The sequence below is a fragment of the Litorimonas haliclonae genome, from assembly GCF_965138505.1.
Lineage (GTDB): Bacteria > Pseudomonadota > Alphaproteobacteria > Caulobacterales > Maricaulaceae > Litorimonas > Litorimonas haliclonae.
This window is the reverse complement of the sequence record NZ_CBCSCO010000001.1, coordinates 146849-161123: the sequence shown is the minus strand read 5'-3', so window position 1 is coordinate 161123 and position 14275 is coordinate 146849. Positions and strand designations below refer to the sequence as shown.

The 14275-nt window shown below is 52.3% G+C and carries 12 protein-coding genes and 1 tRNA gene; 3 read left to right on the top strand and 10 right to left on the bottom strand.

The window, feature by feature from the left end:
- Nucleotides 1–1362 carry a PleD family two-component system response regulator gene (locus ACNA05_RS00720; protein ID WP_415809450.1) on the top strand — a complete coding sequence of 454 codons (1362 nt, stop codon included), beginning with the start codon at nucleotides 1–3 and terminating at the stop codon, nucleotides 1360–1362.
- 49 nt (nucleotides 1363–1411) lie between these two features.
- Here the strand turns inward: ACNA05_RS00720 and rpmG are convergent, their stop codons facing one another.
- The 5 genes from rpmG to topA form a co-directional block, all read right to left on the bottom strand.
- On the bottom strand, nucleotides 1412–1579 hold the full coding sequence (gene rpmG, locus ACNA05_RS00715) for a 50S ribosomal protein L33 (RefSeq protein ID WP_409431930.1): 168 nt from the start codon (nucleotides 1577–1579) through the stop codon (nucleotides 1412–1414).
- Nucleotides 1580–1659: 80 nt separating this feature from the next.
- Entirely contained in the window at nucleotides 1660–2436 is a 777-nt protein-coding gene (locus ACNA05_RS00710) for an NUDIX hydrolase (RefSeq protein ID WP_415809449.1), read from the bottom strand.
- On the bottom strand, nucleotides 2433–4661 hold the full coding sequence (gene rnr / locus ACNA05_RS00705) for a ribonuclease R (protein WP_415809448.1): 2229 nt from the start codon (nucleotides 4659–4661) through the stop codon (nucleotides 2433–2435). Before rnr ends, ACNA05_RS00710 begins: the two co-directional genes overlap by 4 nt.
- Nucleotides 4662–4832: 171 nt before the next feature.
- Nucleotides 4833–4955 (bottom strand): hypothetical protein, encoded by a 123-nt coding sequence (locus tag ACNA05_RS00700; protein ID WP_415809447.1) that lies wholly within the window; start codon nucleotides 4953–4955, stop codon nucleotides 4833–4835.
- A gap of 728 nt (nucleotides 4956–5683) precedes the next feature.
- Nucleotides 5684–8308: a type I DNA topoisomerase gene (gene topA / locus ACNA05_RS00695; RefSeq protein WP_415810096.1), complete on the bottom strand. Its 2625-nt coding sequence runs from the start codon at nucleotides 8306–8308 to the stop codon at nucleotides 5684–5686.
- Between the two features lie 188 nt (nucleotides 8309–8496).
- On the opposite strand from topA, the gene ACNA05_RS00690 reads away from it, so the two are divergent.
- Nucleotides 8497–8676, top strand: coding sequence for a hypothetical protein (locus ACNA05_RS00690; protein ID WP_415809446.1), 180 nt, complete (start codon nucleotides 8497–8499; stop codon nucleotides 8674–8676).
- Here ACNA05_RS00690 and dprA read toward each other — a convergent pair.
- The 5 genes from dprA to ACNA05_RS00665 all read right to left on the bottom strand — a co-directional run bounded on the left by dprA (nucleotide 8673) and on the right by ACNA05_RS00665 (nucleotide 13374).
- Nucleotides 8673–9779, bottom strand: coding sequence for a DNA-processing protein DprA (gene dprA / locus ACNA05_RS00685; RefSeq protein WP_415809445.1), 1107 nt, complete (start codon nucleotides 9777–9779; stop codon nucleotides 8673–8675). The two genes, ACNA05_RS00690 and dprA, sit on opposite strands and share 4 nt — an antisense overlap.
- Nucleotides 9780–9784: 5 nt before the next feature.
- Nucleotides 9785–10378, bottom strand: a complete 594-nt coding sequence (plsY, locus tag ACNA05_RS00680; RefSeq protein WP_415809444.1) for a glycerol-3-phosphate 1-O-acyltransferase PlsY — start codon at nucleotides 10376–10378, stop codon at nucleotides 9785–9787.
- A 47-nt stretch (nucleotides 10379–10425) separates the two neighbouring features.
- Nucleotides 10426–11880 (bottom strand): UdgX family uracil-DNA binding protein, encoded by a 1455-nt coding sequence (locus ACNA05_RS00675; RefSeq protein ID WP_415809443.1) that lies wholly within the window; start codon nucleotides 11878–11880, stop codon nucleotides 10426–10428.
- Nucleotides 11877–13127, bottom strand: a complete 1251-nt coding sequence (locus ACNA05_RS00670) for a putative DNA modification/repair radical SAM protein (RefSeq protein ID WP_415809442.1) — start codon at nucleotides 13125–13127, stop codon at nucleotides 11877–11879. Before ACNA05_RS00670 ends, ACNA05_RS00675 begins: the two co-directional genes overlap by 4 nt.
- A gap of 176 nt (nucleotides 13128–13303) precedes the next feature.
- A tRNA-Cys gene (locus ACNA05_RS00665) sits at nucleotides 13304–13374 on the bottom strand.
- A 193-nt stretch (nucleotides 13375–13567) separates the two neighbouring features.
- Here ACNA05_RS00665 and ACNA05_RS00660 point away from each other — a divergent pair.
- A complete protein-coding gene (locus ACNA05_RS00660) occupies nucleotides 13568–14221 on the top strand; it encodes a protein-L-isoaspartate O-methyltransferase family protein (protein WP_415809441.1) in 654 nt (217 codons plus the stop codon).
- Nucleotides 14222–14275 lie beyond the last annotated feature (54 nt).

Sequence of the window (14275 nt, the reverse complement as noted above, 5' to 3'; positions counted from 1 at the left end):
GTGGCTGCGCGTATCCTCGTTGTCGATGACCTGGCTCCAAACCTGAATCTTCTCGAAGTAAAACTCGAGGCGGAATATTATGGCGTGGTGACGGCGCGTAGTGGTGAAGAGGCCGTCAAACTGGCGTCTAAAGAACCGTTGGATCTCATACTGATGGACGCCATGATGCCCGGAATTGGTGGATTCGAAGCCTGCCGACAAATTAAGCAAAACCCCAAAACATGGCATGTTCCTATTATTATGGTGACAGCACTGGAGGAGACGAAAGACCGGATAGCGGGTCTGGAAGCCGGCGCCGATGACTTCATCACCAAACCCATTGACGACTTTAATCTGATGGCAAGAGTGAGGTCTTTGCTTCGTCTTAAAATGGTCACGGATCAGCTGCTGAATCACACGGGGCAAACAATTCAAAATTCTCGTTCCATGCTAGATACGATTAATCGTCAGTCTGGAAATATTCTTTTGGTCGAAGATAGCGAACTTAGGGCGCAACGGGTTGTTGAGCCGCTTAGGTCCTTACATAATGTGGTGATCGAGACCGATCCCGTAACCGCAATTCGTCGGGCCAAAGCCGGTATTGACATGGTTATTGTTAGTTTGGTTTCTAAAAAGTTTGACGGTCTTCGAGTCTGCGCCAGCTTGAGATTCAACGAAGAAAACCAAGATACGCCGATTTTGGCGATTGGAGACCCGGAAGATGAAGCTCGCCTAATCCGGGCCTATGATATTGGCGTGAATGACACTTTGATGCGGCCGATTGATAAGCAGGAAATGTTAGCACGCGTAAATACGAGTATGCGCCGCAAATTTTATGCTGATAGCTTGAGAGAAAACTTTAACGAAAATCTTGAAATGGTTGTTTCAGACCCTTTGACAGGGTTGGGGAACCGACGCTTTTTCGACCGGGCTATTCATCCTTTGCTTGACGCTATGGACACTCGAGGAGAAGTCTTCTCCATTATGGTGTTCGATATAGACCACTTTAAACGGGTCAACGATATTCTTGGCCATGATATGGGCGACCAAATCCTAAAAGAGGTGGCCGCCCGTCTCGTTACCAATATGCGGGCTATTGATATTGTCAGCCGATATGGCGGCGAAGAATTTATGATTGCTATGCCCACTACGAATCAAGCTGACGCTTTGGTCGCGGCTGACCGCGTTAGAGATTTAATCGCGGGAACGCCAATTTATGTCGACGGCCAAGCTTTGCATATTACGACAAGCGCCGGAGTGGCAGAAGTCGAGAAAGGCGAGCAGTTGCGCGATGTATTTCGCCGCGCCGATGACGCGCTCTATAAAGCCAAACAGGCAGGTCGAAATCGCGTTTTAGGCGCCAGACAGAAAAAAGCAGCATAAAAAAACCGCCCCAAAAGGCGGTCTTGAAACTCAAAGATGGAAGGCAAAATTACTTGATCTTGCCTTCTTTAAATTCGACGTGCTTGCGCGCAACAGGATCATATTTCTTTTTGACCATTTTTTCGGTCATCGTCCGCGAATTTTTCTTCGTGACGTAGAAATAGCCGGTACCCGCGGTCGAGTTCAAACGGATTTTAATGGTTGTTGGCTTCGCCATGACGCAAGCGCCTTTCTTCTTGAATTCGGAGCGCGGCAATTAGGTCGAATTCAACCACATGTCAACCGCGCTATTGCAGGCTATTCCTCAAAGTCCGGAAATTTTTGGGCTTCCATCTGACCTCTGACGGCTTTTGAGAGGAAAATCGTGGCGGGGGGGCGGTCGGCTTTGAGGTAATCTTTTAAAACGCGGAGCATCATTTTTGTGGCGCGCTGCAATTCCAGCTCCTTGATTTCGTCGAACGTGAACCATCCCACGTTTAAAAGCTCTGCGCTGTCGCCGATTTCGGGTAGTGAAGGGGTTTTCAAATGTTTGTGGAAGAACCAGGCGTCAAACCGTTTATGGCGGTGAGGGGGCGTTATAGCGCGGCCAAAAACCTCTACTCCCGCAATGTCCGGACGCATCCCGGCCTCGCGAAACGCGTCATAGCTGGCGTGATTCAAATTCCGCTCGCCGTCTTTTACCTCGCGCCCAAGCAGGAGCCGCGTTTCCTCCCAAGTTTCACGAATCGAGGCGAGAACAATGGCTCTGGATTTGCGGGGACTGTAAGCCGCTTCAAGAATACGTTCTGTCCGCGCGCTGAGATCGCCGGAAAATTTGGCGTAACTATCGGCCCGGTCCACCCGTCCGCCGGGGAAAACATATACGCTTGGCATGAAGTCATGTTTTTTTGAGCGCTGACCCATGAGGATTTTCGGATTTTTCGGGTCGCCGCAAGTCAGAACAATTGTCGAGGCGATTCGCGGTCGCGGCGCACGCTTTAACTGAGCACGTTTATCGACTTCCCCTTCCGTGAGACTGACTTTGCCGAGCGGGAAGCTTAGTTTTTCGGGGTCATCAGAGGAGGCGTCACTCATTTCCGCTTTCTCTTATGCCGTTTTCCACGAGAGCCCTTATTCTTGCCGCGAGGATTCCCCTTTGGCGGTTTTCCGTCTTCCGGTTTGGAGATCATCTCAAAAATCAGTCCGCCGGTTACAGGTGTGGCTTCTTTGAGCTGTACGCGCACTTGTCGGCCAAAACGGTAGGTCTTCCCGGTGTTTACGCCTGTCAGCGCTTTTTTCTTTTCTTCAAAGGCGAAATATTCCTGCCCCAGACTCCGCGCGGGGATAAGGCCGTCCGCGCCGGTCTCATCCAAAGTGATGAAAAGCCCGAATTTCGTAACGCCAGTGATACGGGCGTCAAATTCCGCGTCGAGTTGTTTTTCCAAATAGGCCGCCACATAGCGGTCGGTCGCATCGCGTTCGGCGACCATCGCGCGCCGCTCTGTCGAGGAGATATGTTCGGAAATTTCTTTCAAACGAGAGGTTTCCGTCGTCGTGGTGCCGTCGTCCCCGAGCTTGAACGTTTTAATCAAAGCGCGATGGACAATCAAATCGGCATAGCGCCGGATGGGCGAAGTGAAATGGGCGTAGTGATCCAGATTCAGTCCGAAATGCCCGGCGCCGTCAGGGGTATAGATGGCCTGCGATTGAGAGCGTAGAACCGCCATGCCGACCGTTTCCGCCAGATCTTTTTCGCCGGCTTGTTGTAACAGGCGGTTAAACCGTTTGGGCGTCACGCGGTCTGACAGCGTGAATTTCAAATCCAGAGCCGGGAGAAAATCGACCAGGCCCTGCAATTTATCGCGTCCGGGTTCTTCATGCAGGCGGATGATAGTTTGAATGTTTTTCTGCGCCAGCGCTTCGGCGGCGGCGACATTGGCCTGAACCATAAATTCTTCGATAAGCTTGTGCGCGTCAAAGCGCTCGCGAAGCGTGATTGCGGTGATGTCACCTGCCTCGTTAACGTGAACGCGTCTTTCCGGCAGCTCAATGGCGAGGGGTTCTCTCTCTGCCCGGGACTGTTTCAAAACGCCGTAAGCGGCGTAAAGGTTCTGCAGAATATCCAGGACGGGTTCCGCCGCAATGCCGGGCGAGCCCATAAAGCCGTCCTGAGCTTCCGCATAGGTCAGACGCGCATGAGAGCGCATCAGGCCGCGATGAAATTTATGGCTGACCTTGTGGCCTTTTTTATCGAACACCATGCGAACGGCCATACAGGCGCGGTCTTCATGCGGGCGGAGCGAGCAAAGATCCGAAGACAGCTCATGCGGGAGCATCGGCTCTACCCGGTCAGGGAGGTAAACAGAGTTGCCCTTTTCACGCGCCGCTTCGTCCAGCGCCGAACCCGGCGTCACAAAGGCCGCTACGTCTGCGATGGCAACCCAAATCACCCATCCACCCTTGTTTTTGGGATTATCGTCAGGGTGCGCCAGAACGGCGTCATCAAAGTCTTTGGCATCAACAGGGTCGATGGTGATGAGGGCGAGGTGGCGGAGGTCTTCGCGCGGGCCGGAAAGTTTTGGAAGTTTTAGGGATTTGGCTTCTTCAATGACTTCATCGCTGAAGCCCATGGGAATATCATTTTCGTAAAGGGAAATGAGGGATGCCGCTTTGGCGCCGTCAGCAGAGCCGACAGTCCTGAGGATATCGGCAAGCCTGAGGTCGCCTTTGTTTTTCCGGCTGGAACGGAAGAAAACCAGATCGTTATTCTCCGCATCCTTTGGCACGCTGTTCGGTTTATATTCGTCGCGGGCTTTCTTACTGACGGGTTTAATGCGCCATCCACGTCCGCCCTTGTAAAGGACGCCTAGATGCTCTGACGGGCCGTCGCCCAGCTTTTTCATGACCTGTGCCGTGATTGTCCCGTCATCCCGTTTCTTGATGCGGCAGAGCGCGCGGCCGCCCACAGCCATTTCTACGCCTTTATTGCCTTTGGATTTTTTGGATGTCGGACCTTCGCGCACCAAAACCTGTGGCGGCTGTCCTTCGCCTTTAAAGCTTTCAGGCTCCCCAATCAGGTCGCCGTGTTCGTCAATTTTGGTGATGCGGATAACCATCACGCCGGGCAGGGCGTCGGCTTCCCGGTAAGTCTTTTTGGAGGATTTTACGATTAGGCCGTCATCTTCAAGCTCTCTTAAATACGCCCGTAGCGTACGGCGGTCTGCGCCTTTGACGCCAAGATGGCGGGCAAGCGCTTTATTATCATAACGGTCAGGCTCTGCGCTGACGGCGGATAAGATAGTTTTTTTGGATAATGTCATTGGGTTCGACTTAGCAGGACAATTTAAGAATGTCATTGTGAGAGTTACAGTGGGTGAGAGTTACAGTGAGGTAGGAACAGCTTGCCTCCCTTTACTTTCTTTTCTCTTTTCCTGTCATTTCGGGGCGCGAAGCGAACCCGGAAGGTCGAGAGGTTGTGAGCCGCCGTTGAGTTAGCTCGCAATCTCTCGACCTTCCGCGTCTCCGCTTCGCTGCGTGCGGAATGACAGAAGGGCTTTATTTGTAATTTGCTCAGGCGCTTCGTCCAATTCGCCATCTCGGATCGAGCGTTTCACACGGCTTCCAAAATAAAAAGGACAGCCCGCAGAGCGTCGGCTCCCGCCGGAGACCGAAAATATAAAAATGTTTCGCAAGAACCGAAGCTCTGCGGCAGCGATTTTATACCGGAGCGGCCTTGACCATCCGAACGCGACACCGCGCAGCGGGGTTAGTGAGGATGCGGCGAGACTTATTGTAGAACGTAACTATCCGCCACCTTCGGTGTCGGCGCTGCATTGTAATCAATCCCCCGGATTGATTACGGACATTGCGCGTCTCCGACAGTCGCACTCACCGGGTTTATCTCAGCCCGACACTGCACGGTACGGCAGGCTCACACTCGCAGCAGGCCCGGCACAGTTCGCCCTGTCACAAGCGAATGCTCAACCTCGCCGTCCCCTGAACCAAAACCTGACGCGTTCCTGTCCGTGTTCAGAAGAACATCTGCAATATAGGGCCAAAACGCAAAGTGCGGATCTATCTCTCGATAATTTTATAAAGGGTTGAAAAGATTGGTGTTTTTAAATTGATAAGTGAGGATGGAGGTTTAAAAGAGTGAATTTATCCTCCCCCATTCACGGGTTTGAACCAAAGAAGGGTTGATAACCCTTCGACGTGAAAGGGTGGGCGCGAAGCGCTCGGAGAGGGGAGCCGCAAAAACAAAGGGCAGCGTATTACGCTCCCCCATCCCCTCGCATTCGCGAGGGACTTCCCCCGTGAACGGGGGAAGAAAGTAGATATGGATTTAATTCTTCGCGGCAGGCTTTTTCTTAGCGGGAGCTTTCTTTTTGGCCGCTGTTTTTTTGGCGGCTGGTTTCTTTTTCGCCGCCGGTTTTTTCTTCGCGGCGGTTTTCTTCTTTGCCGGAGCCTTTTTCTTTTTACCGCCTTTGGCTTCTTTTGCCGCAATATACTCTACGGCCATTTCCATTGTCACTTCTTGCGGGTCCTGACCCTTAGGGATGGTGGCGTTGATCTTTTCGTATTTCACATAGGGACCATAGCGGCCCTCCATGACCTGAACCGGCTTTTCCGTCGACGGATGATTGCCCAGATCTTTCAGGACTTTACCGCCGCGCGAGCGTTTACTTGGATTGGCGATTTTATCGGCAATCATATCAACCGCGCGGTTTAGGCCGACTTCCCACATGTCTTCAATGTCCGGCAGGTTCACATAGGTCGTATTGTGCTTGATATAGGGACCAAAGCGGCCGAGAGCGGTGATAATCTGATTTCCGTCTTCGGGGTGGGAGCCGATTTTACGTGGCAGGTCAATCAGGCGCAGACCTTTTTCAAGGTCCATGGCGTCATAACTCCACGTTTTGGGCAGGCTTGTCCGCTTGGGTTTTTTGTCTGTTTCCATCTCGACATAGGGACCGAAACGTCCGGTTTTCAGAACGATGTCTTTTCCAGTTTCGGGGTGAACGCCGAGGATTTTGTCCTCGGCTTGTGCGTCTGCCGCTTCGCCTTGGCCAAAGGGACGTGTCATTTTGCATTCTGGGTAATTTGAACAGCCGACAAAGGCGCCGAATTTGCCAAGTTTCAGAGACAGTTCACCGTCATCACAGCTTGGGCATTTACGCGGATCTGAGCCGTCTTCCTTCGGCGGGAAGACGAGAGGGCGGAGCGCGTCATTCAAGGCATCCAGAACATGCGTGATGCGGAGGTCTTTGGTCTCCGCGACGCTGGCCGAAAACTCTTTCCAGAATTCTTCAAGGAGTTTCTTATATTCCAGATCGCCGGAGGAGACCAGATCGAGGCGTTCTTCGAGGTCGGCCGTGTAGTTATACTGTACGTATTTCTCGAAGAAATTTTCGAGGAAAGCGGTTAGAAGGCGGCCTTTATCATCCGGAGAGAAGCGGCGTTTATCCAGATTGACATAGCCCCGATCCTGCAGAACTTTCAAAATGGACGCATAGGTGGAGGGACGGCCAATGCCGAGCTCTTCCATCTTTTTGACCAGTGAGGCTTCGGAATAGCGTGGAGGTGGCTGCGTGAAATGCTGGTCTGCGGAGACGTCTTTAGCGTCTGCATTGTCGCCGGTTTTGACGGGAGGAAGCGTTGTATCTTCTTCGTCGCCATCGGACTTTTTCTTTTTGTTTTCGCCGTAAACTTTCAGAAAGCCGTCAAAGCGAACAATTTGGCCGGTCGCGCGGAGTTCAACTGTTTTGCGGTCCGAGATTGTCACCGTCGTACGGTCCAGAATGGCAGATTCCATCTGGCTGGCCATGGCGCGTTTCCAAATCAGCTCATACAGTTTTTTCTGATCGCCCTGTAGGCGGAGCGAGTCCGGCGTGCGGGAGAAACTGGTAGGGCGAATGGCTTCATGGGCTTCTTGCGCGTTTTTCGCTTTGGATTTGTAAACGCGGTGCTGACCCGGCAGGTATTTATCGCCGTAATTGGACGCAATCGCGGCGCGGCAATCACTGATGGCTTCGCCGACCATCGAAATGCCGTCGGTTCGCATATAGGTAATAAGACCGGTGGTCTCGCCGCCAATATCGATACCTTCATAGAGCCGTTGGGCGGTTTGCATGGTTTGCGTCGCCGAGAAGCCGAGCTTGCGGGAGGCGTCTTGTTGCAGTGTCGAAGTGGTAAAGGGCGGGTAGGGGTTGCGGGTAATCGGTTTGGCTTCGACGCTCTCAATGGAAAGGTCTGCGGCCTCTACGGCAGATTTGGCTTTTAGAGCGAGCTCTTCATTATTGAGTGTGAACTTCTCAAGCTTTTCGCCGTTCAGCGCGACGAGGCGGGCCGGGAAGTCGCCGGAGCCAGACTTAACCTGGCCTTCTACGGTCCAATATTCTTGCGGGTCGAATTTCTCAATTTCGGTTTCGCGCTCACATATGAGGCGAAGGGCGACAGATTGGACGCGGCCGGCGGAGCGGGCGCCGGGCAATTTGCGCCAGAGAACAGGCGAAAGCGTGAAGCCAACGAGATAGTCGAGCGCGCGGCGGGCTAGGTATGCCTCCACAAGCTCCATATCAAGCTCACGCGGGCTGGCAATCGCGTCCGTGACAGATTTTTTGGTAATCGCGTTAAAGACAACGCGTTCGACAGGCTTGCCTTTAAAGGCTTTTTTCTTCGACAAAACTTCGAGTAAATGCCACGAAATCGCTTCTCCTTCCCTATCCGGGTCGGTTGCGAGTATGAGTTTATCAGCCGAATCAAGCGCGTTTTCGATATCTTTGATACGTTTTTTCGATTGCGTATCGACGCTCCAGGACATGGCGAAATCATCATCCGGGTCAACTGAGCCGTTTTTTGAGGGCAAATCACGCACATGGCCGAAACTGGCCAAGACCTTGTAATCTTTACCTAAATATTTTTCGATCGTCTTGGCTTTGGCCGGTGACTCGACAATGACTAGATTCATTTTTGTCTTACCTTCTGTCATATTGCCTTGGGTTTTGCGGGCAATATCGGCGCTCATTTGGTCTGCGACGCTTACAATGTCAACTCGCAGAGATGCGACGAACATCAACTACACGCCATAGTTTAGCCTTGAATTTATACTCGTTATAGTTACAATTTGATATTCTCATATCTGACAAAGGATTTGATATGCCGACTTCTTTACCCTCTCAGAGCGAGGCGTTTCACCTCTCGCCGGATCAAATCAAACTCTTGGATTATCTCCATGATATGACTCAGCAATTATGTGAGCTCGCGGCAATAGGCGGGTTTGGGGACGTAAAGGCCTCGCTGGACGAAACGCTCACCTTTATAAATGCGCTACGCTAATAGAGAATAGAAATTCGGCCGTCTGCCTCGACCACGATTTCGGCGTTGAGTTCTAGCTCCAAAAGCGCCGCATTCACAATTGGGGTCGGCAATCCGCTGGCACGGATGATGTCGTCACGCGGCGAGGGCGTGGGGGATAAGACTTCCAATAATTGTGTTTTGGCGCTCTCTATCTCTTTGGCCGCAACCCGCCAAAGGACTGGCGGGTCATTATAAGGGGCTTCCGGCTCCAGAAATTGTGTTTCGGGGAGGGCGGCCAGACATTCCAGAATGTCTTCAGCGCTTTCAATCAGAGCCGCGCCTTGACGGATAAGACGGTTACAGCCCTTTGTACGTGGATCGAGTGGTGAGCCGGGGGCCGCCATCACTTCGCGCCCTTGTTCTGCGGCGTAACGTGCGGTGATGAGCGTGCCCGAGCGCTCCGCCGCCTCGATAACAACGACGCCGCGGCAAAGGCCCGAGATGATACGGTTTCGGCGCGGGAAATCCCGAGCGGTAGCCCGATAGCCCAAAGGACTCTCGCTCACCAACAGGCCGCGCTCGCGCATTTCAAGGTGAAGGTCTTCGTTTTGGCGGGGATAGATGTGGTCCACGCCGCCGCCGAGAACGCCGATTGTGCCGCTTACCAGAGCAGACCGATGCGCGCAGCCATCAATGCCTCGCGCTAAACCCGAAACAATAACGAAGCCATTCTCGGCTAGCTCTCCTGCAATCTGGCCTGCAAAGCGCTGCCCATTGGCGGAGGCGTTACGTGATCCAATAATCGCCACACAGGGTTTCGACAGAAGGTCGCTTTGCCCCCAAACGCTGATGATGGGCGGCGGCGGATCAATGGCGCGGAGGGGCGCCGGATAATCAGGCTCACACGCGGCAAGCAAACGAATTCCCAGTTCTTCGTTGGCTTCCATTTCTGCTTCGACCTGTTTGAGCGAAGGAGGCTTTATATCTTTCTTACGAATTAAGTCGGGCAGAGCGTCGAGCGCTTTGGCGGCGGTCCCAAACCGTTTGAGCAAATCCCGAAAAGCTACGGGCCCAACCGTGTGCGTTCGAGTCAAACGTAACCAGTCACGCCGTTCTGCAAAGCTTAGCTCACGCAATTGCATGAAAACTAACTTTTTTGTCCGATTTTACTCTCCTGTCCTCTTAATAGACGGGAGATATTCTCGCGGTGTCGTATCAGGATGATGACGGCCATAAAACTGACCATCAAAGCGGCGGCCAAAGGTGAAATCAGCCAAGCCAGAATAGACGAGAAAACACAGGCGAGTAGGGCGCCGAGAGAGGAGAGACGGGTGATGAACGCCGTCGCCAGCCAGACAATGGCGGCAAAAAGTCCGACGGGCCAAACCAGGGCGAACAGACCGCCGAAAAATGTCGCCACGCCTTTGCCGCCTTTGAACCCAAGCCAGACAGGGTAACAATGACCGACTAAGGCTGCGGCCGCCGCGATATAACCATAAGGCTGTCCGAAAAAGTGCGCGACGACGAGCCCGGTCACGCCCGCTTTGGCAGCGTCGAGAAGAAGGGTGAGGGCGGCAATATCTTTGCGTCCCGTCCGCAGCACATTCGTCGCGCCAATATTTCCTGAGCCAATCTTGCGAATATCCCCTTGTCCGGTCGCTTTGGCCAAGAGCAGGCCGAAAGGGATCGCGCCAAGAAAATAACCGGCCAAAATGGCAACAAATGTGGGAATAGCGCTCATGATCAAAAGTTGCCCAAATGTAACGTCAGAGTAAAGCGAAAACAGATTTATTTATCCTCTGCTAGGTAATTGGCTGCTAGCTTCAAATCTTCGATGAAAACTTTTCGCGTTTGAGCCGCTTGGTCCGGCGAAGGTAAACGAAGCAGGAAGGAGGGGTGATAAGTCACAACAAGCGTGCGGCCGCTTTTTAGACTAAGCGGACGCCCACGGATATCTCCAAGTTTTGTCGATCTTCCCAAAATAGCTTGAGCGGCGCTGGCGCCCAATGCCAGAATGATATCCGGCTCGACGATTTGAGCTTCTTTTTGAAGCCAGGGATTGCAGGCCTTTATTTCCATCGAGCTTGGCTTGCTGTGAATGCGGCGTTTACCGCGCGGGACGAATTTGAAATGTTTGACGGCATTCGTCAGATAAACTTCGTTCCGAACGATCCCTGCTTCTTCTAGACAGTCGTTCAAAAGCTCCCCTGCAGGGCCGATAAAAGGCTGACCCGCAATATCTTCCTTATCGCCGGGCTGTTCGCCAACGATCATAAGACGCGCGGTATTAGGCCCTTCTCCAGGAACAGGCTGAGAGGCAGATTTATACAGCTCGCAATTTTTACAATGGTAAAGCGCTTTTGATACCTCTGTCAGAGTATCCAAGGACGACCTTGAAGACGACTTAGGTAATGTATTCGACTTTATTTTCGACGCGAGGGGATTGGGTTCGGTTACGCCGTGGCTTTGCATTTCCGCCTGCCGTCCTTTTGCGGCGGAGACCATCTCGGGAATGAGAGAGGTTTCAGGCATATTCTGCCAATATTTTTTCGGCATTTCCGACATCATCGCGCCGATTTTCAATCGAGCCGGATTAAAGATGGATTGGAAATAGGTTTTCCACTGATCCTCGACCGCATCGTCGGCGGGCACGTCGCTTTTCCGTCCGCCTGCCCCAAAAACTAAATTATGTCCGTCCCAGATAGCTGAGCAATGCGGCGTGATGATAACCCAATCCATATTTGGAAACCGTCGCGTGAAAAATGGCGTGGCTAATTTGGTGATATAATGTGTGGGCTCAAACCAGGCGGCGAATTGTTCACGTTTGAACCGCCTTTCGCCGACCTTTTTAAACCTGACAAAGGCATGCATTTTATGACGGTCACGGGAAATCGCCCGATCACATTCGTGAAGCCAGGTTATATCATCCTCGGTGCTATTGCTTAAAAAACGCGGCTCTGTCTGAAGTCGAAATAAAATACGATATAACTTTGCGAAACGCTGAGGATCGGTGTGGCACAGAACTTTTTCAGCCGTAGCAGGAAATGATCGGGGGACAGAAATGGTTTTCGGTTTTTCCGGCAAATCGGTCCACGATGTCTGCATTGAATTTAATAAAGAGTCGGCCGCATTCGGGCCCTGCCAAACCGCATCGGACGGCGACACATTGTTCTGCAACAAACGCAGCGCCGCGTCGCGCCATTCCGAATAATCGGTTTCGCTCGAAAGGTTTACACTAATCATATCAACGAAAGCTGTTCAGGCGGAGGGGCATACCGGGCCCGCAAATTTTCGCTGTCCGTCAATCCTCCGGGCGACCAATCCGCCGTCTCGACGAACGGCATTAGCTTTTTGACGGAGGGCGCAAGTTTGGCCAAATCCTGAAGCGTGAGCCGAGTAAGCTGCCGTGCGGATAATAGTTTTTCTACAGTTCGCGCGCCGAGACCTGGGACCCGCATCAATTGCGATTTCGATGCGCGGTTTATATCCATGGGGAACCAGTCTCGATGCTTCAAAGCCCACGACAATTTCGGGTCGATATCCAAATCAAGCATACCGTCCACAGAAGCGGATAGAATTTCGCTGGTTTGAAAACCGTAGAACCGGAATAGCCAGTCAGCTTGATATAGGCGGTGTTCTCGAATCAGGGGAGGAGAAACCGGAGGCAGATCGCCCGAAGCGTCCGGAATCGGGCTATAGGCTGAATAATAAACCCGCCGCATATTATAGCCAGAGTAAAGCCGTTCCGATGTGCCGATAATATCCGCATCAGTCGATTGATCCGCGCCGATTATCATCTGCGTGGATTGCCCCGCCGGAGCAAACCTCGGAGCATTATTAGACTTACGAAAAACTTTCGTCGTCTCTTCATCTTTTTGAGCGTCTATCCTCAGCCTGACATCCGCCATGGCTTTCCGGATAGTTTGGCCGCTCTTTTCGGGCGCAAAGCTATTCAGGGCGGTTTCCGTCGGAAGTTCTATGTTTACCGAGAGGCGGTCAGCATAAAGTCCGGCCTGTTCAATTAAGAGAGGGTCCGCTTCTGCAATAGTTTTGAGATGGATATACCCGCGAAAGCCGTGATTTTCGCGCAAGGCCCGCGCGACCTCGACCAATTGTTCCATTGTATAATCAGGCGATCGAATAATACCCGAGGAGAGAAAAAGACCTTCGATATAATTCCGTTTATAAAAATCCAGCGTCAGTTTAACGAGCTCAGCGGGCGTAAACCGCGCGCGTTCTACATTCGAGCTCGACCGGTTAATGCAATAGCGACAGTCGAATATACAAAAATTGGTAAGCAAGACTTTGAGCAGGGAGATACAGCGCCCATCTGGCGCGTAGGCATGGCAAATACCCATTCCCTCTGTAGAACCAATTCCCGAGCTCCCTAGGGAAGAGCGCGTATCGGTGCCGGACGAGGCGCAGGACGCATCGTATTTCGCCGCATCAGCAAGTATCGCCAGTTTATCAATGAGAGTTCGTTTCGCCACGGAACAAATATAGAACAAAAGTTGTTGCGTGTCGTTAGCGCAAGTTATATTTCTGCACAGCTTTCAGCAGTTTGTCCGTGGTGGGGACAAAGCGCTGAAAAACTGAATTTAAAAAGAAGGGCATCCTCGCGTTCTCCTTCGGGGCAGACCTTATCAGGTCACGAGGATGGACTGCGAGGTACCACCCGGAATCGAACCGGGGTTCACGGATTTGCAATCCGGTGCGTCACCACTCCGCCATGGTACCATCGCAGGGCCGTCCTCTTAGCGATAGGTTTTGCGCTTCGCAAGCCTGATTTATCGCGCTTTGCATGTGAGATATACGAATTCCGCCATTGCAAGGCTTTGGACTGGCAGTCTATAGCGTAGCCGCGTAAAGACGCCTTGCAAGTGGGGATAGGTCGTGAGACTCTATTCCGCGATAAAGATGAGGAAAATTCATGTTCGACTTCGCCAAAGCGCGTGACCATATGGTGGAAAGCCAAATCCGGACCAGTGATGTGACGGAACCAGCAATATTGAGAGCTTTCCGGACAACTCCGCGAGAGAAATTTGTCCCCAAAGCCAAATCTGCTTTGGCGTATGGCGACTCTCACATCAAAATGGATGAAGGCCGGATCATGCTTCGCCCGCGTGATTTTGCCAAACTCATAGACGCCGCCGAGATTCGGTCTTCTGACATTGTTCTCGATATTGCGTGCGCTCGCGGTTATTCCACAGCAATCATGGCCAAGCTGGCAGATACGGTTGTCGGACTGGAAACTTCGGATGAGGCCGTTGATAAGGCCACAGATCTTTTAAACCAGACTGACATTAGTAATGCCGCCGTCGTGAAAGGCGAGTTGAAAGCCGGAGCCTCCGAGCATGGCCCTTTCAATGTCATTTTCGTAAACGGCGCCGTCACTGAAATTCCGAAGGCTTGGATATCGCAACTAGCTGATAAAGGCCGTTTAGTCTGCATTGTTCAGAACGGCCCGATGGGGCGGGGGACTGTCTATACCAAATCCGGCGATCTTGTAGGAGAACGCGTCGTGTTTGATGCGTCTGCGCCTCTTCTCCCCGGCTTTGAACGCGAAGCCGCCTTTGTTTTTTAAACGTTTCCCTAAGGGTGACTTAGGTGTCTTTTTGGAAATCGTTGTCCCATCTTT